The 25,589-nt window shown below is 38.8% G+C and carries 24 protein-coding genes and 4 tRNA genes; 20 read left to right on the top strand and 8 right to left on the bottom strand.

Annotation, left to right across the window (positions count from 1 at the left end; translation table 11 throughout):
• The 9 genes from BR30_RS0100345 (at position 1) to BR30_RS0100385 (ending at position 8,814) form a co-directional block, all read left to right on the top strand.
• Positions 1-77, top strand: a tRNA-Ile gene (locus tag BR30_RS0100345).
• A gap of 8 nt (positions 78-85) precedes the next feature.
• A tRNA-Asn gene (locus tag BR30_RS0100350) sits at positions 86-160 on the top strand.
• A gap of 3 nt (positions 161-163) precedes the next feature.
• Positions 164-254, top strand: a tRNA-Ser gene (locus BR30_RS0100355).
• Positions 255-262: 8 nt separating this feature from the next.
• Positions 263-334: transfer RNA gene (locus BR30_RS0100360), tRNA-Glu, on the top strand.
• A gap of 554 nt (positions 335-888) precedes the next feature.
• Positions 889-2,829: a 1,4-alpha-glucan branching protein GlgB gene (gene glgB / locus BR30_RS0100365; protein WP_026563213.1), complete on the top strand. Its 1,941-nt coding sequence runs from the start codon at positions 889-891 to the stop codon at positions 2,827-2,829.
• Entirely contained in the window at positions 2,780-3,925 is a 1,146-nt protein-coding gene (locus tag BR30_RS0100370; protein ID WP_026563214.1) for a glucose-1-phosphate adenylyltransferase, read from the top strand. Before glgB ends, BR30_RS0100370 begins: the two co-directional genes overlap by 50 nt.
• A 23-nt stretch (positions 3,926-3,948) precedes the next feature.
• Positions 3,949-4,980 carry a GlgC family sugar phosphate nucleotidyltransferase gene (locus BR30_RS0100375; protein ID WP_026563215.1) on the top strand — a complete coding sequence of 344 codons (1,032 nt, stop codon included), beginning with the start codon at positions 3,949-3,951 and terminating at the stop codon, positions 4,978-4,980.
• Complete coding sequence (gene glgA, locus BR30_RS0100380; RefSeq protein ID WP_026563216.1) at positions 4,977-6,428, top strand: glycogen synthase GlgA; 1,452 nt, start codon at positions 4,977-4,979, stop codon at positions 6,426-6,428. Before BR30_RS0100375 ends, glgA begins: the two co-directional genes overlap by 4 nt.
• The gene (locus tag BR30_RS0100385; RefSeq protein WP_026563217.1) at positions 6,418-8,814 is read left to right on the top strand and encodes a glycogen/starch/alpha-glucan phosphorylase; all 2,397 of its coding nucleotides are present in this window, start codon (positions 6,418-6,420) and stop codon (positions 8,812-8,814) included. The genes glgA and BR30_RS0100385 overlap by 11 nt, the downstream gene beginning before the upstream one ends.
• 31 nt (positions 8,815-8,845) lie before the next feature.
• Here the strand turns inward: BR30_RS0100385 and BR30_RS0100390 are convergent, their stop codons facing one another.
• A complete protein-coding gene (locus BR30_RS0100390) occupies positions 8,846-9,781 on the bottom strand; it encodes a 1,4-dihydroxy-2-naphthoate polyprenyltransferase (RefSeq protein ID WP_026563218.1) in 936 nt (311 codons plus the stop codon).
• Positions 9,782-10,144: 363 nt separating this feature from the next.
• On the opposite strand from BR30_RS0100390, the gene BR30_RS0100395 reads away from it, so the two are divergent.
• The 6 genes from BR30_RS0100395 to menC all read left to right on the top strand — a co-directional run bounded on the left by BR30_RS0100395 (position 10,145) and on the right by menC (position 17,651).
• On the top strand, positions 10,145-11,548 hold the full coding sequence (locus BR30_RS0100395) for an isochorismate synthase (protein ID WP_026563219.1): 1,404 nt from the start codon (positions 10,145-10,147) through the stop codon (positions 11,546-11,548).
• A 1-nt stretch (position 11,549) separates the two neighbouring features.
• Complete coding sequence (menD, locus tag BR30_RS0100400; protein WP_026563220.1) at positions 11,550-13,298, top strand: 2-succinyl-5-enolpyruvyl-6-hydroxy-3-cyclohexene-1-carboxylic-acid synthase; 1,749 nt, start codon at positions 11,550-11,552, stop codon at positions 13,296-13,298.
• Positions 13,299-14,162: a 2-succinyl-6-hydroxy-2,4-cyclohexadiene-1-carboxylate synthase gene (menH, locus tag BR30_RS0100405; protein WP_026563221.1), complete on the top strand. Its 864-nt coding sequence runs from the start codon at positions 13,299-13,301 to the stop codon at positions 14,160-14,162.
• Positions 14,134-14,952, top strand: coding sequence for a 1,4-dihydroxy-2-naphthoyl-CoA synthase (gene menB / locus BR30_RS0100410; RefSeq protein WP_026563222.1), 819 nt, complete (start codon positions 14,134-14,136; stop codon positions 14,950-14,952). The genes menH and menB overlap by 29 nt, the downstream gene beginning before the upstream one ends.
• Positions 14,953-15,049: 97 nt before the next feature.
• Positions 15,050-16,549 (top strand): o-succinylbenzoate--CoA ligase, encoded by a 1,500-nt coding sequence (locus BR30_RS0100415; RefSeq protein WP_026563223.1) that lies wholly within the window; start codon positions 15,050-15,052, stop codon positions 16,547-16,549.
• Positions 16,542-17,651 (top strand): o-succinylbenzoate synthase, encoded by a 1,110-nt coding sequence (menC, locus tag BR30_RS0100420; RefSeq protein WP_026563224.1) that lies wholly within the window; start codon positions 16,542-16,544, stop codon positions 17,649-17,651. The genes BR30_RS0100415 and menC overlap by 8 nt, the downstream gene beginning before the upstream one ends.
• A gap of 59 nt (positions 17,652-17,710) precedes the next feature.
• On the opposite strand, the gene BR30_RS0100425 is transcribed toward menC, so the two are convergent.
• Complete coding sequence (locus BR30_RS0100425; RefSeq protein WP_026563225.1) at positions 17,711-18,652, bottom strand: metal ABC transporter solute-binding protein, Zn/Mn family; 942 nt, start codon at positions 18,650-18,652, stop codon at positions 17,711-17,713.
• 211 nt (positions 18,653-18,863) lie between these two features.
• Between BR30_RS0100425 and BR30_RS0100430 the strand changes: the two genes are divergently transcribed.
• Entirely contained in the window at positions 18,864-19,436 is a 573-nt protein-coding gene (locus BR30_RS0100430; protein WP_035444911.1) for a beta-class carbonic anhydrase, read from the top strand.
• On the opposite strand, the gene yidD is transcribed toward BR30_RS0100430, so the two are convergent.
• Positions 19,433-19,660 (bottom strand): membrane protein insertion efficiency factor YidD, encoded by a 228-nt coding sequence (yidD, locus tag BR30_RS0100435; protein ID WP_026563227.1) that lies wholly within the window; start codon positions 19,658-19,660, stop codon positions 19,433-19,435. The genes BR30_RS0100430 and yidD overlap by 4 nt on opposite strands.
• A 140-nt stretch (positions 19,661-19,800) precedes the next feature.
• On the opposite strand from yidD, the gene BR30_RS0100440 reads away from it, so the two are divergent.
• Positions 19,801-20,274: an S-ribosylhomocysteine lyase gene (locus BR30_RS0100440; protein WP_026563228.1), complete on the top strand. Its 474-nt coding sequence runs from the start codon at positions 19,801-19,803 to the stop codon at positions 20,272-20,274.
• Positions 20,275-20,317: 43 nt separating this feature from the next.
• Here the strand turns inward: BR30_RS0100440 and ytzI are convergent, their stop codons facing one another.
• Together ytzI and BR30_RS0100450 are read right to left on the bottom strand one after the other, a co-directional pair.
• Positions 20,318-20,479 carry a YtzI protein gene (gene ytzI / locus BR30_RS35530; protein ID WP_081825308.1) on the bottom strand — a complete coding sequence of 54 codons (162 nt, stop codon included), beginning with the start codon at positions 20,477-20,479 and terminating at the stop codon, positions 20,318-20,320.
• 114 nt (positions 20,480-20,593) lie between these two features.
• Entirely contained in the window at positions 20,594-20,851 is a 258-nt protein-coding gene (locus BR30_RS0100450) for a DUF6154 family protein (protein ID WP_026563229.1), read from the bottom strand.
• Positions 20,852-21,053: 202 nt separating this feature from the next.
• Between BR30_RS0100450 and BR30_RS0100455 the strand changes: the two genes are divergently transcribed.
• Together BR30_RS0100455 and ytkD are read left to right on the top strand one after the other, a co-directional pair.
• On the top strand, positions 21,054-21,371 hold the full coding sequence (locus BR30_RS0100455) for a hypothetical protein (RefSeq protein WP_035444912.1): 318 nt from the start codon (positions 21,054-21,056) through the stop codon (positions 21,369-21,371).
• 105 nt (positions 21,372-21,476) lie between these two features.
• Positions 21,477-21,956 carry an RNA deprotection pyrophosphohydrolase gene (gene ytkD / locus BR30_RS0100460; RefSeq protein ID WP_026563231.1) on the top strand — a complete coding sequence of 160 codons (480 nt, stop codon included), beginning with the start codon at positions 21,477-21,479 and terminating at the stop codon, positions 21,954-21,956.
• A 79-nt stretch (positions 21,957-22,035) separates the two neighbouring features.
• Here ytkD and BR30_RS0100465 read toward each other — a convergent pair whose 3' ends face one another.
• The 3 genes from BR30_RS0100465 to BR30_RS0100475 are packed head-to-tail and all read right to left on the bottom strand — an operon-like array spanning position 22,036 to position 24,585.
• Positions 22,036-22,842, bottom strand: coding sequence for an ABC transporter permease (locus BR30_RS0100465; RefSeq protein WP_026563232.1), 807 nt, complete (start codon positions 22,840-22,842; stop codon positions 22,036-22,038).
• Complete coding sequence (locus BR30_RS0100470) at positions 22,823-23,599, bottom strand: ABC transporter ATP-binding protein (protein WP_026563233.1); 777 nt, start codon at positions 23,597-23,599, stop codon at positions 22,823-22,825. The genes BR30_RS0100465 and BR30_RS0100470 overlap by 20 nt, the downstream gene beginning before the upstream one ends.
• A 20-nt stretch (positions 23,600-23,619) precedes the next feature.
• Positions 23,620-24,585, bottom strand: a complete 966-nt coding sequence (locus BR30_RS0100475) for an ABC transporter substrate-binding protein (RefSeq protein ID WP_442852953.1) — start codon at positions 24,583-24,585, stop codon at positions 23,620-23,622.
• Positions 24,586-24,760: 175 nt separating this feature from the next.
• Here BR30_RS0100475 and BR30_RS0100480 point away from each other — a divergent pair, with 175 nt between their 5' ends.
• Complete coding sequence (locus tag BR30_RS0100480; RefSeq protein WP_026563235.1) at positions 24,761-25,558, top strand: alpha/beta hydrolase family protein; 798 nt, start codon at positions 24,761-24,763, stop codon at positions 25,556-25,558.
• The last annotated feature ends 31 nt before the right edge of the window (positions 25,559-25,589 follow it).

Consider the following 25,589-nt stretch of genomic DNA (forward strand, 5'->3'; position numbering starts at 1 on the left):
GGGCCTATAGCTCAGCTGGTTAGAGCGCACGCCTGATAAGCGTGAGGTCGATGGTTCGAGTCCATTTAGGCCCACCATATATTGTTCCGCAGTAGCTCAGTGGTAGAGCTATCGGCTGTTAACCGATCGGTCGTAGGTTCGAGTCCTACCTGCGGAGCCAAACGGGGAAGTACTCAAGTGGCTGAAGAGGCGCCCCTGCTAAGGGTGTAGGTCGGGTAACCGGCGCGAGGGTTCAAATCCCTCCTTCTCCGCCATAACTTATGGCCCCTTGGTCAAGCGGTTAAGACACCTCCCTTTCACGGAGGTAACACGGGTTCGAGTCCCGTAGGGGTCATAGAAAACTGATAACAATTTTGTTATCAGTTTTTTTATGCTTACTTTTGCTAAAAGATGATTGTAGCCAATATTAAACTAGGCTGCAAAACATCTATTAATGCACCTTGAATTTTCTACTTCAACTAGAAATTCTCTACTTAATGCCTATTGATTTAGCCCAATATACCCATTGGGGTCTGCCAAACCACATACTGATAAACGGATAGCTTTTCACCGAATAGTATTATATTAATATAATATTTTCCGGTCTTACCTTTTTGAAATTCTGTTGATAACGCTTACATTCCCACCTTTTAGGATTATTTTGAATTATATATAAAATAACATTTTCGGCCTGGTAAATTTTAAAAAACTAAAAAATTTTTATAATATTTTGGCGATTGACGATAGATATATTGAAGAATGACGTCGAAATATGACGAATTATAGTTTCTGGTGGAATACTATATCGATTATTGTCAGAAAAGATAAAAAAGTTTATGAGAAATATTAATTAAATACACTTATAATTGGACTTTGAAATACATATTTTCATTGAGGATGAGGAGAGCCATGACAGTGAATACGTTTTTTCCGACTGACTATCAGTTGCATTTATTTCACGAAGGAAATTTTTTTCAAAGTCATCAGCTTTTTGGCGCTCATATCTTTAAGAATTCCGATAAAATTTATACACGATTTTGCGTATGGGCCCCTAATGCAACGGAAGTTAGGCTTACGGGGGATTTTAATAACTGGGATGGTAAAGGGTATGAATTGCAAAGGGTTAACGATGAAGGAGTATGGATTCTAATTTTAAACAGGGATCTAACAGGAAATATTTATAAGTATGAAATATTCTCAAAAACAGGTGAGAAGTTGCTTAAATCAGATCCATTTGCTTTTTATTCTGAATTAAGACCCAATACAGCTTCGATTGTTTACTCGTTAGAAAATTATAAATGGCAGGACAATCAATGGATGACTCGAAGAGGAAAAAAGACCCTTCTTTCAGAGCCGGCCGTGATTTATGAAGTGCATCTAGGGTCTTGGAAAAAGAAAGAAAATGGGGAGTACCTAACTTATTTAGAACTGGCAGCAGAACTTATTCCATATGTATTGGAACATGGTTTTACCCATATTGAGATTTTACCGCTTGTTGAGCACCCGTTGGACGCCTCGTGGGGCTATCAAGGAATTGGTTACTTTTCGGTAACATCCAGGTATGGGACGCCGGATGAATTTAGAGAATTTGTTGATCAAATGCATCAACATGGTATAGGAGTCATTCTTGATTGGGTTCCTGGTCATTTTTGCAAGGATGCGCATGGACTTTACCGTTTCGATGGGACGCATATTTATTCCTATTCCACCGAAAGTGATCGAGAAAATGCTGTATGGGGAACAGCAAACTTTGACCTTGGAAAAGGTGAGGTACAAAGTTTCCTTATCTCCAATGCCCTATTTTGGATTGATTATTTCCATATTGATGGTTTTCGTATGGATGCAGTAGCAAATATCATATACTGGCCAAACGCCACTAATGAAAGACGAGAAAATCCATTTGGCATAAACTTCTTGAAAAAATTAAATACTCAAGTCCATGAGCATGATCCACATTTTGTAATGATTGGGGAGGACTCAACCGAATACCCAAATGTTACAACCTCAGTTAGTTACGGTGGTCTTGGGTTTGATTATAAATGGAATATGGGCTGGATGAATGACATGTTGGAATATATGGAAACACCGCCGTTTTTTCGGTCACATGATCATTCCAAAGTAACGTTTTCGTTTTTATATGCTTTTGTAGAAAACTTTATGCTTCCGTTTTCACACGATGAAGTGGTTCATGGGAAAAAGTCATTATTAGATAAGATGCCAGGAAATTATTGGGAAAAATTTGCGCAACTAAGGCTTTTGTTAGGTTATATGTTTGCTCATCCAGGAAAAAAACTTCTGTTTATGGGCTTTGAATTAGGACAGTTTGCTGAATGGAAAGATAAAGAGCAGCTAGACTGGAACTTATTGGACTATGAAATGCACCAAAAATTAAATGCTTATGTTAAGTTCCTAACGAAAGTTTATAAACGATCTAAGGCTCTCTATGAACTTGATTATTTACAAGACGGATTCCAATGGATAGATGCAGATAACAGTGAACAATCTATTTTTTCATTTATAAGAAAAGGGAAAAAGGAAGATGAAAATTTAGTAGTTATTTGTAATTTTACAGGCGTTAGTTATCCTGTCTATACAATAGGTGTTCCTAAAAGTGGTGAATACCGCGAAATTTTCAATAGTGATCATGAAGAATACGGCGGGGCTGGATTGGTTAATAAAAAAACAATTATAGCTGCTGAAGAGCCATACCATGGTCAGCCGCATTCAATTAATATAGCAATTCCTGCGTTTGGATTTCAAATCATCAGACCGGTTAAAAAGCGAAAGGAGCGAAAAGGAAATGGCAAAGAAAAAGTGCGTAGCCATGTTATTAGCAGGAGGAAAGGGTAGTAGGCTTAATTCACTGACAAAGGATCTGGCGAAACCTGCTGTTCCTTTTGGAGGGAAATATCGTATTATTGATTTCCCATTAAGCAATTGTGCTAATTCTAACATTGATACAGTAGGGGTTTTAACACAATACCAACCATTATTATTAAATTCCTATATTGGGATTGGCAGTGCTTGGGATCTTGATCGAAAGGATGGCGGGGTAACTGTTTTACCACCCTATGCTGAATCATCAGAAGTAAAATGGTATACGGGGACGGCCAGTGCCATTTATCAAAATCTTAATTACCTCAAACAATACCAGCCTGAATATGTTCTCATTTTATCAGGTGACCATATTTACAAAATGAACTATGAGAGTATGCTGGAGTACCATATTGAAAAAAGAGCAGATGTAACAATTTCCTTAATAGAAGTTCCATGGAACGAAGCCAGCCGGTTTGGAATCATGGATACGGATGAGGATTTAAGAATTGTCGATTTTGATGAAAAGCCAGACAATCCGAAGAATAATCTTGCATCAATGGGCATTTATATTTTTAGCTGGAATATACTTAAAGAATATTTAGAAATGGACGAACGAAATCCTGATTCAAGTCATGACTTTGGTAAAGATGTAATCCCAATGCTTTTAGAGGAAAATAAGAAATTATTTGCCTATCCGTTTAAAGGATATTGGAAAGATGTCGGTACAGTTAGAAGCCTTTGGGAAGCTAACATGGATTTGTTAAGTGAAGATTGTGATTTAGATTTATTTGATCACGGTTGGAGGATTTATTCTGTCAATCCAAACCAGCCGCCTCAATATATTTCTTCAGATGCAATTGTAAAAGAGTCACTTATTAATGAAGGGTGTACGATTGAAGGGGAAGTTGACAAATCTGTTCTCTTTCAAGGTGTGACGGTCGGAAAAGGAACGATTATTAAAGAGTCTGTCATCATGCCTGATGCGATCATTGGCAGTAATTGTTTGATTGAGAAAGCAATTGTTCAAGAAGATGTAAAAGTTCCAGATGGGACCGTTATTCGCTCGTTTGATGATGAGATTATTTTAGTTACTAATGAAATGTTAAGCGGGCTTTATCCTGCTTTTTAATAAAAATCCAGGAGGGACTTTGATTGAAAAGAAAGCTATTAGGTGTAATTGACGCCACAACATATCATGACGATTTAGAGGATTTATTAACGCATCGCTCACTCGCTGCCCTGCCATTTGCGGGACGTTACCGGATTATTGATTTTGTGTTATCGAATATGGTGAATTCAGGTATTCGTAGTGTGGCAATTTTTCCAAAAATGCAGTACCGTTCGCTTATGGATCATTTGGGTTCCGGTAAGAATTGGGATTTAAACAGAAAACGGGATGGTCTTTTCTTTTTCCCTTCTCCTATCGTTGATTTTGATGGAAATAAAATCGGCTCGTTTGAAAATTTTGCAGCGAATTTAGACTTCTTTTATCGCAGCACGCAAGAGTATGCCATCATTTCTAATTGTTATACCGTGTCCAACATGAACTTTAGACCGATCCTAGATTGGCATAGTCGTTCTGGCTGTGACATCACCGAAATCCATCACAAAGATGGCGGTTCAATGGAGATGTACTTAATTAAAACATCCCTGCTAATTAAGTTAATTGAAACACGGAATGAAACAGGGTATACATGTATGAAGGATGTGGTAAATGACCTTCAGACCCTTAACTCTGTTTGTCACTATGAATATGACGGTTATGCCGTGATGATAGATTCAATCGAAAACTATTTTTCTACTAGCATGAATTTATTACAGTCTGAGGTTTGGCAACAGCTATTTCCAAAAGATCAGCCAATCTTTACTAAAGTTAAGGATGAACCACCAACGAAGCATGTAAAGGGGTCTGAAGTAAAAAATTCAATGATTGCCAATGGCTGTGTAATCAACGGTTCGGTAGAAAATAGTATTATTTCTCGAGGAGTAAAGATTGGCAAAGGTGCAGTTATTAAGAACTGTATCATCATGCAAAAGTGCCAAATTGAAGAGAACTGTTATCTTGATTCCGTAATTTTAGACAAAGACGTTAAAGTGGAGGCTGGAACGCATTTGTCTGGCACAGCACAATCACCATTTGTAATTCGTAAAGGGACCAAACAAGGAGCGATGATGAACTCGTGAAAGTATTATTTGCAGTTTCGGAATGTGGACCATTTGCAAAATCGGGAGGATTGGCCGATGTTGCAGGTTCCCTTCCAAAAGAATTAAAAAGTTTGGGAACCGATGTTAGAGTCATTCTACCAAAATACGGAACCATTGCAGATGAATTTAAGAGTGAAATGAAAAAGGTGAAAGAGTTCACTGTTTCTGTAGGCTGGAGAAATCAATTTTGTGGGATAGAGGAACTTACCTATCAAGGAGTAACCTTCTATTTTATCGATAATGAGTATTATTTCAAACGAGAAGGTTTATATGGATATTTTGATGATGGGGAAAGATTTGCTTATTTTAATCGAGCAGTATTAGAAACAATCGCGGAGCTTAATTTTATTCCTGATGTGCTGCATTGCCATGATTGGCATACGGCAATGATTCCTTTCCTTTTACGGACAGAATATAATAAACGAAAGGGATACGGTCACATACGAACGGTGTTTACCATTCATAACCTACAATTCCAAGGGGTATTTCCGAAAGAAGTATTAGGAGATTTGTTAGGAATGGATTATAATTCCTTTCATTCCGGTCACTTAGAGTTTTTCGGAAATATTAATTATATGAAGGGTGCACTTGTCGCGGCGGACAAAATTACGACGGTAAGCCCAACCTATAAAGAGGAAATTCAAACTCCCGCCTATGGTGAAAAATTAGATGGTTTATTAAGAGCAAGAAAAGAGGACTTGATTGGAATTCTAAACGGGATTGATGAAGATTTCTATAATCCTGCAAAAGATCCATTAATTTATCAAACGTATACGGTTAAACATCATCAGAAAAAGGCAGTAAATAAAAGTGAGATTCAAAATCACTTTGGATTGCCACAGTCGTCACGTACACCTTTATTAGTGATGATTACAAGACTCACAAAACAAAAAGGCCTTGATTTAGTTAAGTGTGTCCTTCGTGAAATTTTGCAGGAGGACGTCCAGGTAATTATCTTGGGTACAGGGGATTATGAATACGAAGAACATTTAAGACAGGCCGCACGGATCTATCCTGAAAAATTAAAAGTTCATACAGGATTTAATGAAGGGCTTGCACATAAACTTTATGCAGCAGCGGATTTGTTTTTAATGCCTTCCCAATTCGAACCTTGCGGACTTGGACAATTAATCGCAATGAAATATGGTGCTATCCCGATTGTTAGGGAAACAGGCGGTTTAAATGATACAATAAATTCTTGGAATGAATTTACAGGAAAAGGAAACGGATTTTCCTTCTCAAATTTTAATGCCCACGATATGCTCTATACGATTAAACGAGCACTAAGAGTGTACCATGATTCAAATTCGTGGAACTCCATTGTAAAACAAGCAATGGAAATGGATTATAGCTGGGCACAGTCAGCGTATAGCTATAATCAATTATATGCAGAGATCGTTGCAAGGAGTGAAACACATGTTTTCTAATACGGTCGAGTTTAAAGAAACCTTTCTAAAAAGGATTGAGATGGTATGTGGGAAGAGTTTCTCAGAAAGCTCAGCCAGAGACCAATATCAAACCCTTGGTACGATGATTAGTGAATTTGTTAGTGGTGATTGGATAACTACAAACGAAAAACATCTAGCTGCAAAGGGAAAGCAGGTTTATTATCTCTCCATTGAATATTTATTGGGGAAATTACTTAGACAAAATCTAATCAACCTCGGTGTGGAAGAAACGGTTCAAGTTGGATTGATGGAATTAGGTATAGATTTAGGTGAGTTAGAGGAAATTGAGGCTGATGCAGGCTTAGGAAATGGCGGCTTAGGAAGATTAGCCGCCTGTTTTCTAGATTCATTAGCATCACTAAGTCTACCTGGCCATGGTCATGGTATTCGTTACAAACATGGTTTATTTGAACAAAAGATTGTTGATGGGTATCAGGTTGAATTGCCAGAACAATGGCTCAAGAATGGGAATGTATGGGAAATACGCAAAACCGATAGTTCTATTAAAATTCCCTTTTGGGGGAAGGTAGAGGCGAAGATGGAAAACGGCCGTCTTGTTTTTCATCATCTAAATGCAGAAACGGTTACAGCAGTGCCTCACGATATGCCTGTCATTGGGTATCAGTCAAAAACGATTAATACATTAAGACTCTGGAATGCCGAACCATCCCAATTTCCCTTACATAAGGATATCTTAAAATATAAGCGGGAAACGGAAATGATATCGGAGTTTTTATATCCTGATGATACCCATGATGAAGGAAAGATTTTACGATTGAAACAGCAATACTTTTTAGTATCTGCCAGTATCCAATCTATTTTAAAGGCTTATCGGAAGCAACACAGCAGCCTGAAACAACTTCATGAACATATCTGTATTCATATCAATGATACGCATCCTGTACTTGCCATTCCAGAACTAATGAGAATTCTGCTTGATGAAGAAGGATATGATTGGGAACAGGCATGGCATATTACCAAACAAACAATTTCCTACACGAATCATACGACCTTGTCTGAGGCTTTAGAGAAGTGGCCGATACATATTTTCCAACCGTTGCTTCCAAGGATTTATATGATTGTAGAAGAAATCAATGAGAGGTTTTGCCAAGAGTTATGGGAACAAACTCCAGGGGACTGGGATCGGATTAAGGGACTTGCCATTATTGCAGACAATTATGTTAAAATGGCTCATTTAGCCATTGTCGGAAGTTTTAGTGTTAATGGTGTGGCACAACTCCATACCGAAATTTTAAAGAAACGTGAGATGAATCAATTTTATCAACTGTTTCCTGAGAAATTTAACAATAAAACAAACGGAATTGCCTATCGGCGCTGGCTGTTAAAAGCAAATCCAAGATTATCTTCATTCATTACAGAAACAATCGGTTCCGATTGGACCTATCAAGCGACAGAACTTTCCCAACTGCTTAATTATCAAAATGATTCTTCGTTTTTGGAACAACTCTTAAAAATAAAAAATGAAAACAAACAAACACTTGCGAAAGTTATTCTCGAAAAGACGGGAACTGCGGTGGATACTGGTGCTATTTTTGATGTACAAGTAAAGCGTCTGCATGCGTATAAGCGGCAACTTTTAAATGTTTTACATATTATGCATCTTTATAACCGACTCAAAGAAGATTCAAGCTACCCTGTTGTTCCTAGAGTATTTATTTTTGGTGCCAAAGCATCGCCAGGCTACTATTATGCAAAGAAAATTATCAAATTAATAAACTCTGTTGCGGAAAAGGTCAACAATGATCCTGTAATTGGCGATAAAATGAAGGTGATTTTTCTCGAAAATTATCGAGTGTCGTTGGCGGAAAAAATCTTCCCTGCTGCAGATGTAAGTGAACAAATTTCTACTGCAAGCAAGGAAGCCTCTGGAACAGGAAATATGAAATTTATGATAAATGGAGCATTAACGGTAGGAACTTTAGATGGTGCAAATATTGAAATTCGTGAATTAGTCGGTGACGATAATATCTTCACATTTGGCTTGACAGCCGATGAAGTTCTCCACTACTATCAGTACGGTGGTTATCAATCGGATGAATATTACCACCATGATTATCGGATCCGCCAAGCAGTAGATCAACTTGTTAATGGATTTTTCCCTGGGGTCTATAACGAATTTGAACCAATATTCGATTCGCTCCTTCAGGAAAATGATCAATATTTTGTCTTAAAGGATTTTGCATCCTATGCGGACAAACAACGTTTAATTGGTGAAACATTTACTGATCGATTACGTTGGCAGCAAATGAGCTTAAGAAATATCGCCCAAGCTGGTTACTTTTCAAGCGACCGCACCATTAAGGAATACGCTGATGATATATGGGGTATTAAGCCTCTGCATTAAAAAAAGCTTCTGCCATCGCAGAAGCCTTTTTTTATAGATAGTGCCCAATAAATATTCCAATCGCTAATAAAAATCCAAATATGGTATTTGTTTGTGCGGTTGCTTTCATAGCTGGAGCCATTTTAATTGGAATCGTATTTTCAATAAAGCCTTTAGTTGCTTTAATAGCTTTTGGAGCACTAAGGATCACAAGTGCTGTCCAAATTGGCAAAACACCTATAATAATGAGTCCCAAGACCCAAAGAAAGGAAAAAGTGAACATCCCTGTTAATAAGTAAATTGCACGTTTCTTCCCTAAAAGAATGGCCACTGTTTTACGCCCGTTTTCTTTGTCGCCATCCAGGTCACGGATGTTATTTGATAACATAATCATCCCAACCAATATCATACTTGGAACTGAGACGAGAATGCTCGTGGTACTGACTGTTCCCGTTTGAATAAAGAAGGAGATTAGAATAATCAGCATCCCCATAAAGAAACCTGAAAGAATTTCACCAAATGGTGTATAAGCGATGGGGAAAGGGCCTCCAGTATAAAAATAACCCACAGCCATACAAATTAGCCCCACCACCGCTAACCACCAGCTGCTATTGGCGCAAATATAGATTCCTAAAAATAGGGCAATCCCATAAAAGACAAATGCAAGGTTTAGGACTGTTTTTGGTTTGATTCCGTCACGAACAATGGTGCCGCCAATCCCAACGGATTGAGCCGTATCCAGCCCGCGTTTGAAATCGAAATATTCATTAAACATATTGGTTGCAGCTTGAATCAATAAACTTGCAATAAGCATGGCAAAGAATAGCCCAAAATGAATGTTCCCATGTTTAAGGGATAGGGCTGTACCAAGCAGAACTGGTACGAATGCAGCAGTTAATGTATGGGGACGGGTCATTTGCCACCATACTTGAAAGCCACGGTTTGATTCAACTACAGGTTCAGAACTCTTCTGTATTGTTGGTTGCATATTCTTCTCTCCCTTTTTTTGTTTCTTTCTCTATATAAAAGGTTAGGTTCAATGTATAAATGGGCCTTGCCCAAAACTAAGTGTATGTAATTCAAGGATTAGTGTCAATTAATTTTTCCTATCAAATTTAGAAGATTATACCTGTTTGATTATTATTGGATGGTTGGTGGGAAAATGATAAAAATGAAAAAATCAATGAGAGAGCTGATTTTATCAATTAGGTGAAATCTTAAGATATAATAGGAATGTAGCAGGTTTGTTAGTGACAAGTATTACTGACTTCTTTACAATGAAAGTAGTATGCTAAAATTTGCTTTAATATGAATGGATAACAGTCATTTCGGCTGTTTTGGAGGGATTTGTTTGATTACCATTCAAGAATTGGAAATAATGGAACGAGGTCTTTTGGCACTCAAACGCGCAAAAGAACTAGGCCGGCCCATTTTAATTAGTGAAGTTCATAAAATGGACACGATAAACCCACTATCATTTTTTAATATAGGAAAAGAACAATTTCGCGGTGAACGATTCTTTTGGAAGGACCCAGCAGATGAAACTGTACTTATTGGACTCGGGATTTCTAAACAGATTCAGTCGGATCAGACTTCTGACCGCTTTTTTCATGTTGAAAAAGAATGGGAGAAATTTTTAAGGGACTGCCTTATTTTCAATCCATATACTGAAATGGGGGTAGGGCCAGTCATGTTCGGCGGCTTTTCGTTTGACCCCTACAAAGAAAAAACTGACCTTTGGTCGAAGTACGCCAATTCTTTGTTCCATCTGCCGAAATATTTATTGAGTATCATTGATGGTCAAACGTTCTTAACAACAAATACGGTTTGTACTCCTCACGAAGATCCTTACTTATTTAAAAAAGTAAGCGAAGAGAGAAATGAAATATTAAATGCTCTCCATCAAAATGACCGCAAAAAGTTGGCTGCTGCACTTCTAGAAATGAAAGAGATTGGACCTGAGATGTGGAAGAAAACGGTTGATGGAGTTGTGAAGGAATTAACAGATGGTCCCCTAAAAAAGGTTGTGCTTGCTCGTGAATTGAGACTTGTGTTTGACGATCAAGTTATGGCAGAGGATGTCCTAAATAATTTGTATATGCAGCAGCATGAAAGCTTTATTTTTGCGTTTGAATCAAATGGTGATTGTTTTATTGGCGCATCGCCTGAAAGACTGGTGAAAAAGCAAGGAAATGAAGTGTATTCAACGTGTCTTGCTGGCTCAATCTCACGAGGCAAAACAGAAGAGGAAGACCTAAAACTGGGTCAGATGTTATTAAATGACCAAAAAAACCTGAAAGAGCATGGTTTTGTTGTGGAAATGATAAAGGAAGCTCTGGAGGAATCATGCGAAGAAATTATTCTGCCTGAAAAGCCACAGTTAATGAAGATAAGAGATATTCAGCATCTCTATACCCCTGTGGTCGGAAAATGCCATAAGGATGCTTCATTAATGTTATTGGTGGAAAGACTGCATCCCACACCCGCACTGGGTGGACTTCCGAAGGAGGAAGCAGTTGTTAAGATTAGAGAAGTAGAAGAACTGGATCGTGGTTTCTACGCTGCTCCATTAGGCTGGATGGATTACAGAAAAAATGGTGAATTTGCTGTTTCCATTCGCTCTGGACTCATTCAGGGGGAAGAAGTTTCGTTGTTTGCAGGATGCGGAGTGGTGACAGATTCTGACTCAGAAAGTGAATATTTGGAGACGAGTTTGAAATTTAAACCTATGCTCCGAGCCCTTGGAGGAAATTGATATGCATCATCAAGAATCGTTAACAGCCTATATAGCAGCTATTGTTTCAGAACTTATCTTCACGGGAGTAACCGATGTGGTTGTCAGCCCTGGTTCGCGGTCAACTCCAATGGCGATGATTATGGCAGAACATCCTGAACTTAATGTTCATATACATGTGGATGAACGGTCAGCTGCTTTTTTTGCTTTAGGAATAGCCAAGTCTTTAAATAAGCCAGTTGCGATCCTTTGTACGTCAGGTACGGCCGCAGCGAATTATTTTCCTGCGATTGTTGAAGCACGTTATGCACGAGTGCCTTTGATTGTGTTAACGGCAGATCGGCCGCATGAACTCAGAGAAGTAGGTGCACCACAAGCAATCGATCAAATCCATTTATATGGGAAACATGTAAAATGGTTCACCGAAATGGCTTTACCTGAAAAAAGTGATGAAATCATTCGTTATGCTCGAACCATTTGTGCGCGAGCGGTAGCCATTGCGAAAAGTGCGCCTTCTGGTCCTGTCCATTTGAATTTTCCTTTTAGGGAACCATTAGTACCCAAGCTGGATGATGAAATCTTCCAGCTTCGTGAACGTCCGAACGGTTATGTGAAAGTTCATACTGGTGATTTAACAATGGCGGAGGAACAATATAAAGAAATTGCCGAAAAACTGTCAAAAACAACTAGGGGAATCATTGTTTGTGGAAATATTGTCGCTGATATTTTTCCTGAGGCTGTAACACGGCTAGCTGAAAAACTAAATTTCCCAATTATTGCTGACCCCTTGTCACAATTAAGAAGTGGGAAACATAGCCTTGAAAATATCATTGAAGCATATGATACCTTTTTAAGAAACGACGATGCAAAAGTCTTCTTAAAGCCGGATGTTATTCTTAGATTTGGAGCTATGCCCATTTCTAAAGCATTAACTATTTTTATAAAAGAAAATGGTGACGCAGAACAATATGTAATCGATGGCGGCGGTGGCTGGCGTGATCCAGCATCGTTATCAACAAATATGATTTTCTGTAATGAATCGTTATTCTGCGAGAAAATAGAAACATATACAGTTGAGAAATCTTCTGTCGATTTTCTAACAGCTTGGAAAAGGGTTAACCAATTAACCAAAGATACAATGATATCGCTTAGCGATATAACAGAATTAAGTGAAGGCAGGCTGTTCTATCAATTAGCCGAAATGCTTCCTGAAGGAGCTGCACTATTTGTAGGCAATAGTATGCCAATCCGCGACTTAGATAGCTTTTTTCTTAACAATCATAAAACAATTAAAGTAATGGCAAATAGGGGGGCAAATGGGATTGACGGTACGGTTTCTACTGCCTTGGGTGCAGCATTAAACTCATCATCCTTGTACCTTGTCCTTGGTGATTTAACCTTTTTCCATGACTTAAATGGGCTCATTGCAGCAAAACTGTACAATATAAATATTAATATTATTCTTATCAACAATAATGGCGGCGGAATCTTCTCCTTCCTCCCGCAATCAGAGCATCCGAAAAACTTTGAACTTTTGTTCGGCACTCCGCTCGGAATTGATTTTGAGCATGCTGTTAAAATGTTTAATGGTAATTACATAAAGATTGAGGATTGGGACCATTTTGGAGCAGAAATGAGGAAATCGATCCATTCGACTGGGATAAATGTATTCGAGTTGGTAACCAACAGAGAGAGAAATCGTGATGAACACCGCGAATTCTGGAATTATGTTTCCCAGGAAATATCAAACTTTGTCAAAGGTGTACAATAAATGTATATCGTTATCGATGGAAGTCGTTACTATGTCGAAGTTTGTGGTGACAGCCTTGGCATTGTTCCACTTGTATTGCTGCATGGTTTTACGGGAGACTCTACCACATGGGCTCCTTTTCATAAATGCTGGAGAAAGTCGACAAAGCTCATTATCCCTGATATTATTGGACACGGAAAAACAGAGTCTCCAGAGGCGCTGAAGCGATATCAAATGGATGCCGCAGCTTCTGATCTAAACACGATTCTTGATCATATGGGGATTGAGCAAGTAGATCTACTTGGTTATTCCATGGGTGGTAGACTTGCATTAACCTTTGCCCTTTTGTACCCAGGGCGTGTCCGAAAATTAATACTTGAAAGTACATCACCGGGCTTGGCGACAGAGGACGAAAAACAACATCGCCGTATGAAAGATGCCGAACTTGCTAACTTTATTAAGGAAAAGGGAATCATAGCGTTTGTGGATTTTTGGGAAGAGATCCCCCTTTTTTCCACCATGAAGTTCCTCCCTCGGGAAACTCAAGAAAAGATTAGGAAACAGCGTTTGAAAAATTCGCCAATAGGTCTTGCTAATAGTTTGCTTGGAATGGGAACAGGTTCACAACCTTCCTGGTGGAGTAAATTAGCTGAATTAACTTGTGAAGTTTTGCTATTAACAGGTTCAGAGGATCATAAATTTTGTGCCACAGCTAAACGAATGATGAAGGAGCTAAAAAATAGCTCTTGGGTAGTGATGGAAGGCAGCGGTCATGCAATTCATGTGGAAGAACCTGAAAAGTTTGGTACAATAGTAAGTGACTTTTTGTCGAATGTAAATAAAGGAGGAGATAATATTGACAGTAGAATGGATTGCAGGACGTAAATATGAAGAAATTTTATATGAAACATCCAATGGTATTGCCAAAATTACCATCAACCGCCCACATGTACATAATGCATTTACACCGAGAACAGTTTCTGAATTAATTGACGCATTTGCCTATGCGCGTGATGATGCAAGTATAGGGGTTATTGTCTTAACAGGTGCTGGAGATAAAGCATTTTGTTCAGGTGGAGACCAAAGTGTACGCGGCCATGGAGGATATGTAGGAGAGGATCAGATTCCTCGTCTAAATGTTCTTGACCTTCAGCGCCTTATCCGTGTGATTCCAAAACCTGTAATCGCAATGGTAAAAGGATATGCGATTGGCGGCGGGCATGTTCTTCACGTCGTTTGTGACCTAACAATTGCTGCTGATAATGCTGTGTTTGGACAAACTGGACCAAAGGTTGGAAGTTTTGATGCTGGCTATGGCTCTGGTTACCTTGCAAGGATCATTGGTCATAAAAAAGCTCGTGAAATTTGGTACTTATGCCGTCAATATAATGCCCAAGAAGCACTTGATATGGGCTTAGTTAATACCGTTGTTCCACTTGAGAAAGTAGAAGAAGAAACGATTCAATGGTGTAATGAAATTCTTGAGAAAAGTCCAACAGCCCTGCGCTTCTTAAAAGCAGCAATGAATGCAGATACAGACGGCTTGGCTGGTCTACAACAATTTGCCGGGGATGCAACCCTGCTTTACTACACAACTGATGAAGCAAAAGAAGGACGAGATTCCTTTAAAGAAAAACGTAAGCCTGACTTTGGGAAATTCCCGCGTTTTCCTTGATTATTATACTTTTTGCAGCTTGATGGATGGTTTCCATCAGGCTGTTTTTGATAGGAAGGCGAGGCTGTGTTAAACAAAGGAAGAAAGGTGAACCGTTATGCAGAACGAAATGATGCCTAATTTTTTGAAGAAAAGAGCGTTTCTAACCCCAGCACGAACTGCCATTTATTTTCATGAAGAAGTAGTAACCTTTAAACAACTCTATCAACGTTCTTATCAGGTTGCTGGGAAACTACAAGGATTAGGTGTTCAAGAAGACCACTATGTTGGTGTTTTATTAAAAAACAATATTGATACAGTTGTCATATTATTTGCCCTGCAGTTTTTAGGAGTTAGATCCGTGATACTGAATAACCGCCTCTCTCCATCGGAACTTTCCTGGCAGCTTAACGATTCAAAGGCGGTTTCATTAATTCTTGATGATTCTTTTAATGAAACAAAAACTTTCATAAATAAACAAATCCCATCGCTAAATACCTTAACAAAAGACGATATATTTTCCAGTGCCACACATGTGCCGAAAATCAAGGAAGAAATATCGCTGGCCGATATATGTACCATTATGTATACATCAGGAACCACAGGTAATCCCAAAGGGGTCATCCAAACCTATGGTAATCACTGGTGGAGTTCGGTGGGTTCAGCCTTAAATTTAGGCTTAATCGACGGGGATTGCTGGCTCTGTAATGTTCCATTGTTCCATATTAGTGGGTTTTCCATTTTAATGCGCAGTGTCATTTATGGCATGCCAATTGTTCTTCATGACCATTTTGATGTGGAAAGGATAATTGCAGATATCCATGACAAGAGGGTGACGATTATGTCTGTTGTTGGAACCACGCTGACAAGAATCGTTGAAGCTCTTCAAGAACGCCGCCTCCCAAAACAATTCCGCTGTATGCTTCTTGGAGGTGGACCCGCACCATTACCATTACTCGAAGCATGTGTCGAAAAGGATATTCCTGTATTCCAAACCTATGGTATGACTGAATCCTCCTCGCAAATCGTTACCCTTGCACCCGAATACAGTTTGACAAGGCTGGGTTCTGCAGGGAAGCCATTGTTTCCCTCACAAATTCAGATCGTTACTGAGGATGGAGAAGAGGTTCCATCGGATATCCCAGGAGAAATTGTCATTAAAGGACCCAATGTTACTCCTGGCTATTTATTTCGTACGGATGTTACAAAAGAGAAGTTCAGGAATGGTTGGTTTTACACCGGTGATATTGGTTACCTAGACGAAGAGGGATTCTTATATGTCCTCGACCGGCGTTCAGACTTAATCATTTCAGGGGGAGAAAATATTTACCCCGCAGAAATAGAAGCTGCATTACTGTCACACCCTAATGTGAGCGAGGCAGGTGTGACACATACAGAGGATGAGGAGTGGGGACAGATACCGATAGCCTTTATTGTGACAAGAAGCGGAGCGAACCTTTCGGGAGAAGAACTTAAGCAATTTTGCCAACAGAAATTGGCCAAATATAAAGTGCCAAAAGCATTTTATTTTACGAAGGAACTGCCTAGAAATGCCTCCAAAAAACTACTTCGCAGGGAGCTCCGTGAGTGGGTAAAGGAGGGCATCACCATTGATTAAGTTAACCTCCATCGAGATAAATGTCATTGAAATGCCATTAAAGGACCCGTTTCTGACCCATTTAGGGGCGGTAGAGGTGCGTGAGGGGATTATCATTAAAATAAACAATTCAGATGGTGTTTCAGGATTCGGTGAGGGAGTTGCTTTTTCGACTCCGTGGTATACAGAAGAAACAGTTAAAACAAGTTTACATATGATAACTGATATTCTAATTCCACTACTTCAAAAAAATCCAATCGATCATCCTGGCCAAGTGTCACAGCTTTTTAGTTCAGTACGAAGGAACAATATGGCTAAAGCCGCTTTAGAAACTGCTTTATGGGATTTATATGCGAAGAGTACTTCACAGACATTATCAAAAACGCTTGAAGGTACACGTTCGATTGTTGCTTCAGGTGTCGTGGTGGCGACAGATTCCACCACAAACGCACTCCGACAGATTGACCGATATCTTCAGGAAGGGTATCAGCGCATTAAAGTAAAAATTAGTCCAAAACTAGACTATTCTTTACTATCTGAGATTCGCTGTGAGTATCCTGACCTGGCAATCATGGCAGATGCGAATTCTGCCTATACATTAGCTGATATTGATCGAATTAAAGCTCTCGATGACTTCAATTTAATGATGATTGAGCAGCCTCTCAGCTTTGATGATATTCTTGAACACGCGTTGCTTCAAAAGGAAATCAAAACACCGATTTGCTTAGATGAAAGTATTTGCAGTTTTGATGATGCCCGAAAAGCAATCGAGTTCGGAAGTTGCAAAGTGATTAATATTAAAGTGGGCAGGGTTGGTGGGTTGAATGAAGCGAAACGTATTCATGACTTTTGCTTTGAAAAGGGGATACCTGTCTGGTGTGGGGGGATGATTGAATTCGGAATATCCCGGGCCCATAATATTTCACTAGCTTCCTTACCAGGCTTTTCAATCCCAGGGGATATTTCTTCATCCAATCGCTTTTGGGAAGAGGATATCATAACTCCTGAAGTAAACGTTCAAAACGGTTCTGTAGCCGTACCATCGAGTCCTGGAATCGGTTTTGAGATTAACGAGAAACGACTTCAGCAAGTCTTGCAATGGAAAGATACCATTATTTTTTGAGGTGAAGGATGTTAATAAAAAATGAACCAGTTGTAGACCTGGTTCATTTCCTCATCTATTTAGTTGTTTAAAGCTGTTTTTAATGATTTAAGATTTTGATTCATTAATGAAAAATATGTTTCTTTGTTTTTAATATTGTCTTTCGATAATATTGCAAGGTTATGAATAGGTAATGCTTTAGCTCCAATTTCTTTTTGAACGATGTTTCCAAGTTTCGATTGGACATTTTGTTCAAACATCATATAGTGCAATCCTTCATCCTCAGCAATGGAAATGATCTTTTCTAACTCCTTTTGGGTAGGTTCATTAGCAGTCGATAGCCCTGAAATGCTAATCTGTTCAATTCCATATCGTTTTTCCCAGTAACCAAATGCTGCATGTGTAACGATGATCTTTTTATGTTTTGCCTTTGTAATTGTCTGTTTATAATTGGTATTAAGTTCATCTAACTTAAGGGCAAGTTGTTGAAAATTTTTATTGAATAGGTCTTTGTGCTCCGGCATCTGTTTAATTAATGCATCACGAATGACAGCTGCCATTTCCTTAGAATAAATGGGGTCAAGCCATACATGTGGGTTAACATCTGCATCTGTTTCATGATGCTCTTCCTCCTCAACATGTGTTTCGGTCGATTTTGGGAGATTAATGTCCTCTGCGGTAGGCACTAGTTTGACATGCTCATTTTTCAAAGTTTCTTTTGATTTTTCTACAAACCCTTCAAGCCCAAGCCCGATGTAGAAAAATAAGTCTGAATCAGCTAACCTCATCATATCTTTTTGGGAAGGTTCAAATGTATGTTCATCTGCCCCAGGTGGATAGATCGTGTTAACATTTACATATTTTCCACCTATTTGTGATGTAAAGTATTGAAGTGGAAATACAGTGGTATATATGGTTAATTGGTCCTTCTTTTTTTGTACTTGTTCTTTACCATTTGAACACGCAGACATCAGCAGACTTAATGGTAATAAAATAGATAGGATAAGGATGATTTTTTTCATAGGAACTCCTTCATATGTTTATAAATCGGATTTATTACGATTTATTTTCGAAAATTTTTTTGAATTCTGAAATAATAAAACTACATAATACGGAACGATTCCGATTTCCATTAGTATCTTACAAAATTTTTTCTTCAAAAGCAAGTATTAAATTTTGTTTCTTCATCAAATATTATGTATGCTTAGATAGAAAAAAGGAAGGGTGGTTAACTTGAATAATTCAAAATTGCTGAATGAGCTTCTAGACTTTAATGAAAAATTTGTGGAAGACCATGAGTATGAAAAGTATGAAACAACCAAATTCCCGAATAAACGAATGGTCATCCTAACGTGTATGGATACAAGGCTGCTCGAACTATTACCCAAAGCATTGAACTTGGGAAATGGCGATGCGAAAATAATCAAAGATGCTGGTGCCTTAATCTCACACCCATTTGGCAGTGTGATGAGAAGTATATTGATTGCACTTTATCAATTAAAGGCTCAAGAGGTTTTGGTGATTGCTCATTATGATTGCGGGATGAGCGGTATGAAGGCAGAACCAGTAATTGAAAACATGAAAGAGCGGGGAATATCGGAGGAAACGATCGATACGCTTACATATTCAGGGATTAATATAAAAGAATGGCTGCATGGGTTTGACAATGTTACCGAAAGTGTAGAACACAGCGTAGGAATTATTAAAAATCATCCGTTAATGCCGAAGGATGTTCCTGTGCATGGCTTAGTCATTGACCCTAAGACAGGGAAACTGGATCTTATTGTGGATGGTTATAAGAATTAATGTGAATCCTTCTCGGGAACTGGGTCCAACCCTCCCGGATGAAACGGATGACATTTCGATATCCTTTTGACCGTAAGCCAACCGCCTTTTAAGGCACCATACCGTTGAATAGCTTCTACCCCATAATGAGAACATGTCGGATAAAATCGGCAGGTGGGTGGTTTTAATGGTGAGATCACAACTTGATAAAAACGAATAATAGCAAGGAAAAAATTTTTTACCATTCGGAACACTCCTTTATTACAATTATCTACAACATACCATAATTTAATAGTAACGTCTAAATTGTTAAATAAATGTAAGTAGATGAAAAAACTCGGAATTTATTGTATGATACTAGTAGATAAAAAAAGGAGTGATTTCGATGCCTTCAGTTGAAAGCTTTGATTTAGATCATAACGCTGTTAAAGCCCCTTATGTGAGACATTGTGGTGTTCACAAAGTTGGTAGTGACGGTGTTGTTAATAAATATGATATTCGTTTTTGCCAGCCCAATAAACAAGCAATGAAACCAGATGTGATTCATACATTAGAGCACTTGCTTGCTTTTAATCTTCGTAAGCATTCTGAGAAGTATGACCACTTCGATATTATCGATATTTCACCAATGGGCTGCCAAACAGGTTATTACCTAGTCGTTAGCGGCGAACCTACTGTGGAGGAAATCATTGATCTTATGGAAGATACAATGAAAGATGCCCTTGAAATTATTGAAATTCCTGCTGCGAATGAAAGACAATGTGGTCAAGCAAAACTGCATGACCTAGAAGGTGCCAAGCGTTTAATGCGTTTCTGGCTCGAGCAAAGCAAAGAAGACCTCAAGCAAGTTTTTGCATGATTATTTTTAAAAAAATTCCTATTCGACGTGAATAGGAATTTTTTTAAGCTTTCTTTTCATCCTGATTTTTTTCCTGATCAAGATGTGGGTTATTTTCTAATGGGTCTACCGTATGTTTATAATTGTAGGCTTTAGAAGTGGTGCCCACGGCTAGAAATAGAACTACGAAAACAATAATAATACAAATTACGGCTACTACATACATTTGTGTAGGCGGCCTCCTTTTTTTCCTCTATTGTATCATGATTTGATGTTTTGTTGAGAAACGAAAAAGGGAAGCCCTCTGTATTGGCTTCCGTTTCTACACTATTATGTATAATCAATGAATATTTCGAGGATGATAAGTATTCGTGCGATGCTGGCCGTACTCTTCTTGGGCAAATTTACCTTTTAAACTTTCAATTAAATAAATGCCCATTAGATTATATAATTCCTGTTTATCCATGTCTTGGATTAATGCAAGTAAATCCTCATGTGACATTTCTTCTAGAAAGGCAAATGCGAGCATATCGATATCCTCTTCGTCACCGGTTAACTTATTACGGTACATTTCATACAATTCATCGACTAATTTCATTTAGTACACCTCCTTGTTATATTCTTTTCCCTTTTAAGGATAAAATAATTCTAACTTCCTTTTTTGTAAATTGACAGAAAAGTCTGTTTCTTCAGTTGTATGTTTATTATATCGTATTCATTTCTAAAAAATGAATCGAAATTTGGCAGAGAATAAATTTTTTCTATTTGCAAATTACTAATGAGTAAAAGGGGATGACATAATGGATGAGCAAAAGAAAACCTATTATATTGATGTAGGGAGCGGAGAAATTTCGCAAAGTGCAACAAGTTCAACTTGGAGTTATAAAATCCAAGCAAGCGATGAAGAAATTACTCAACTGCGAGAACTTTTTAATCAAAATTATTCAACCGAATGGAAGAACTTCTTTCGAGCCCATGTTCCATATGTCGAGTATCATTACGACCGTGAAAATGATGCCTATGATAATACGCTCCAACAAGTGTATGGAATGCTGCATAAGTTGGGTGATGAAGAAGCAAAAAGCCACATTGAAAGCATGAATATATTACCAAAGTAAAATAGAATATATTTTAACAAAGTAACTTGTAAGAAAAATCCTTCCTTTAGGATTTTTCTTTTTTTGATTATAATAAGAGCAACAAATGTTGAGGCGGAATATAGAATGATACATTTTTTAGATGCAAATGGGAATAAAGTTGAACTGTCTTTTAGACCAAATTCTTTCCAAGAGAAGGCAAAACATGTGTTAGTCATCTGCCAACATGGAGATGAATGGTTGTTGACGAACCATAAACAAAGAGGCCTTGAATTTCCAGGAGGTAAAATGGAATCAAGTGAAACTCTCGAAGAGGCAGCGCGACGAGAGGCCTATGAAGAGACAGGTGCACTATTAGCTGAGCTTAAATTTTTAGCTGAGTATAAAATTTATGACCCACCGAAATCTTTTGTGAAATCTGTCTTTTGGGGGAAAGTTAAAAGGGTAGAGCAAACATCTGATTACTATGAAACCAATGGCCCCGTGCTAGTTCAGGGTGATATATTATCACAGCGCTTTGGAGATACGTACAGCTTTATTATGAAAGATCAGGTTGTTGAGCAATGTGTGAAAGTTATACAAAAGTTAAAAAGTGAAATGGAATAGCAGACATTGTCTTGCTCCAGCGCCTAGGGGCTCGGGGTCATAAGCCCCTGATCAAGGCGCCTCCGCTTTTCTATATCTGCTATTCCTTGATAAGTTTTTTCTCGAGTAATTCAACGAGTTGGTACATAATGGTGGCAAATACGGCAATAATCATGAGTGATAAGAAAACGAGGGTAAAATTAAATACTTGGAAGCCATAGATGATCATGTAGCCAAGCCCTCTCGAGGATACAAGGAATTCCCCAACAATAACGCCGACCCATGATAAGCCGACATTGACCTTTAAGGTAGATATAATCGTCGGAAAACTAGCAGGGAGGATCGCTTCCTTGAAGCATTGCAAACGGGTGGCTCCGAAAGTTTGGAGCACTTTTAGATAATTCGGATCCACCTCTTTGAATGAGGTATAAACAACGATAGTGGTAATGATAATGGAGATAATCGCACCCATGGCAATAATTGATGGATATCCTGGTCCTAGCGCAACAATCAAGATCGGCCCTAATGCGACCTTGGGCATGGCATTTAAGATGACTAGATAAGGATCTAGCACCCTTGAAATCATTGGTGACCACCAGAGAATAGCCGCTAATATCGTGCCAAGAAGTGTGCCAAGAATAAATCCTAGGACAGTTTCTGTTAAGGTCACCCCAATATGGTTGACTAATGTTCCATCGTTAATCTTTTCCAGAAGCAAGTTCCAAATTTTCGATGGAGAACTGAAAAGAAGCGGGTCAATCCACTGTTTTTGACTAGAAAATTCCCAACTTGCGAAAAAGACGATAAAAATAATCGCTTGATAAAATCTAACCCATCTTTTTTCCACTTTCAACGATTGAATATAGTTTCTATGGAGGAGTTCCAGCTTATTCTTTTTCTCGCTCAAGTGACTCCAACTCCTTCCATATGGTTTGAAAGATACTTGAAAATGCTTCATGATTTCTGGCTTCAAACGGGGAGATCTTTCTTAGTTCATCTGGCATCGTAAATATTTTATATATCCTTCCGGGACTTGGTGAAAGCAAATAGACCCGGTCACTCATGGCTATAGCCTCACCAATATCATGTGTCACTAGAATGGCGGTTTTGCCAAATTCATCTAATGTTCGTGAGACTAGGTCCTCCAAGTTCAATTTTGTTTGATAGTCGAGAGCTGAAAAGGGCTCATCAAGCATAAGCAGTTTTGGTTCTGTTGCGAGGGTTCGGACAAGCGCTACCCGCTGCCTCATCCCCCCAGATAACTGTCGTGGCAGTTGTTTTTCCACACCAGTTAATCCGATTTGCTCTAACAGGCCAAGGGCCGTCGATCTTGTTTGGTCATTCAACTGCTTCGATAATTTCAGACCTAACAGGATATTCTCTTCAATCGTTTTCCATGGAAACAAATAATCTTGCTGGAGCATGTAACCGATTTGGTTTTTGGCGGTTGTTACAGGCTTATTCTCTAACAAGACCGTACCTTGTGTTGGTTTAAGCAAACTAGAGATAATGGAAAGCAGAGTCGTCTTACCACAGCCGCTAGGGCCGAGAAGGGAGACAAACTCTCCCTCCTCAACGGTTAATGAAATATCGGAGAGGGCCGTGGCAGCCGAGGCTTTGGTAAAATAGGTATGATGAATATTTTGAACGGACAAAAAACTCATGGAGACGGCCTCCCTTTCCTTTATTCGTTAATAATTTTTTCAGCTACCTTTGTGTTAACAAGTGTTTGATGGTCTACTTCTTTTGGTAGTTCTCCCGCTTCATTCATGATGTTCTGAAGATTATCCCATTCGGCTTGGTCGAGAATTGGATCTGTGGCAAAGGAACCTTGACTTTTATAGCGATCCACAACGGTGGTCATAATTGCTAAGTCTGTGTCTGGGAAAAATGATTCGACCGCTTTGGCAATTTCTTCGGCACTATGGGATTCAACCCACTGTTGTGCTTTGTAAATAGCTCTAGTAAACTTTTCGATCGTTTCTTTATTTTCATTCATATAACTCTCTTTGGACATAAACGTGGTATATGGAACGTGGCCAGATTCTTTCCCGAAGGAGGCGACAATATGACCTTTGCCTTCTTTTTCAAAAATACTGGCAGTTGGTTCAAATAATTGAACAAATTCGCCCGTTCCTGAGGCAAAAGCATTGGCAATATTAGCAAAATCAATGTTCTGAATTAAGTTCAAATCTTTATGCGGATCAATACCATGCTTCTTTAAAACAAACTCGCCAACCATTTGTGGCATGCCGCCTTTACGTTGACCTAAGAAGGTTTTTCCTTTAAGGAGATCCCATGAGAAATTCTCTATTTTTTCTCTAGAAACGAGGAATGTACCATCTGTCTGAGTTAATTGCGCAAAATTAATAACAGGATCGTTTGCGCCTTGCGCATATACATAAATCGAGGTCTCTGATCCAACCAGAGCAACGTCAGCTCCTCCGGAAATTAATGTAGTCATGGTTTTGTCGCCGCCTGGCGTTGTTGTTAGCGTCACATCTAAACCTTCAGCCTTGAAAAATCCTTTTGCTAGAGCAACATACTGTGGGGCATAGAATATGGACCTAGTAACTTCAGCGATACGAACCTTTTCAATTTTCTTCGTTTCATTTTTTGTGGTGCTATTACAAGCGACAAGTGAAAACATGAGTATAGTGATGAGCAGAAAGGAGAAACTGAATTTTAATGATTTTTTCATGAAGAAAGCCTCCTTATATTTCATAAAAAATCTGGGCTAATTGCCTAAGATATCGTATGAAGGGGAGAAAAATGTGTGAATGCCTTATTGTTATAAATTTTACAAAAAGAGGGAAGTTGTGCAGATGAACCAAAGCCTTGAAGGAAAAATCGTTGAGATCATGCGTTTTCCTTCTCCAAATCCAACTGTTGAATTAAAGGTCATCACCTACCTTTCCAATGGTTTAAGAGTCAAAGGAATGTTGGCGGAACCCATTGGAAAAGGTGAGTATGATGGATTCCTTTATTTACGCGGAGGCATCAAAAATGTAGGCAAAGTTCGACCAGCAAGGATTGCCCAGTTTGCCGCTGAAGGTTTCATTGTTTTTGCCCCTTATTATCGTGGCAATCAAGGTGGTGAGGGTAATGAGGATTTTGCCGGGAACGATCGGGAAGATGCGTTTGCGGCCTTTTTGCTGTTAAAATCTTTGCCAAGTGTTCTTAACATACATATTTTTGGGTTCTCGCGCGGTGGAGTGATGGCACTTTTGACTGGGATCGAATTCCCTGAAACTGCGTCTGTAGTCACCTGGGGAGGAGTCAGTGATATGTCCCTTACCTATATGGAGCGGAAAGACTTACGAAGAATGATGAAACGAGTGATTGGCGGGACTCCACAAAAATATCCGAAACGTTATCAAGACAGAACCCCTCTATATACCCTAGAGAAACTGGCTGCTCCAGTCCTGATTATCCATGGTGTAAACGATGATAATGTCTCAGTCGAGCACGCCTATCGATTGGAAAGAAGGCTTAGAGTATTAGATAAGCCGGTAGATTGTTGGTATTTTGATGAGTTTACACATTACTTCCCTCCTGAAGTAAATAGAAAAGTGGTTACAGATTTATCAAAGTGGATGAAAAGTCAGCGTAAAAGATGTTAATATATAGGTAAAACAAGCAGAGGAGCGGATT

This window comes from Bacillus sp. UNC41MFS5, assembly GCF_000686805.1.

Coding starts and splice junctions, on each gene's coding strand:
- glgB (WP_026563213.1), top strand. CDS start 889: ATGACAGTGAATACGTTTTTTCCGACTGACTATCAGTTGCATTTATTT.
- BR30_RS0100370 (WP_026563214.1), top strand. CDS start 2,780: ATGGCAAAGAAAAAGTGCGTAGCCATGTTATTAGCAGGAGGAAAGGGT.
- BR30_RS0100385 (WP_026563217.1), top strand. CDS start 6,418: ATGTTTTCTAATACGGTCGAGTTTAAAGAAACCTTTCTAAAAAGGATT.
- BR30_RS0100390 (WP_026563218.1), bottom strand. CDS start 9,781: ATGCAACCAACAATACAGAAGAGTTCTGAACCTGTAGTTGAATCAAAC.
- menD (WP_026563220.1), top strand. CDS start 11,550: ATGCATCATCAAGAATCGTTAACAGCCTATATAGCAGCTATTGTTTCA.
- menH (WP_026563221.1), top strand. CDS start 13,299: ATGTATATCGTTATCGATGGAAGTCGTTACTATGTCGAAGTTTGTGGT.
- BR30_RS0100415 (WP_026563223.1), top strand. CDS start 15,050: ATGCAGAACGAAATGATGCCTAATTTTTTGAAGAAAAGAGCGTTTCTA.
- BR30_RS0100425 (WP_026563225.1), bottom strand. CDS start 18,652: ATGAAAAAAATCATCCTTATCCTATCTATTTTATTACCATTAAGTCTG.
- yidD (WP_026563227.1), bottom strand. CDS start 19,660: ATGGTAAAAAATTTTTTCCTTGCTATTATTCGTTTTTATCAAGTTGTG.
- BR30_RS0100440 (WP_026563228.1), top strand. CDS start 19,801: ATGCCTTCAGTTGAAAGCTTTGATTTAGATCATAACGCTGTTAAAGCC.
- ytzI (WP_081825308.1), bottom strand. CDS start 20,479: ATGTATGTAGTAGCCGTAATTTGTATTATTATTGTTTTCGTAGTTCTA.
- BR30_RS0100450 (WP_026563229.1), bottom strand. CDS start 20,851: ATGAAATTAGTCGATGAATTGTATGAAATGTACCGTAATAAGTTAACC.
- BR30_RS0100455 (WP_035444912.1), top strand. CDS start 21,054: ATGGATGAGCAAAAGAAAACCTATTATATTGATGTAGGGAGCGGAGAA.
- ytkD (WP_026563231.1), top strand. CDS start 21,477: ATGATACATTTTTTAGATGCAAATGGGAATAAAGTTGAACTGTCTTTT.
- BR30_RS0100470 (WP_026563233.1), bottom strand. CDS start 23,599: ATGAGTTTTTTGTCCGTTCAAAATATTCATCATACCTATTTTACCAAA.
- BR30_RS0100475 (WP_442852953.1), bottom strand. CDS start 24,585: ATGTTTTCACTTGTCGCTTGTAATAGCACCACAAAAAATGAAACGAAG.
- BR30_RS0100480 (WP_026563235.1), top strand. CDS start 24,761: ATGAACCAAAGCCTTGAAGGAAAAATCGTTGAGATCATGCGTTTTCCT.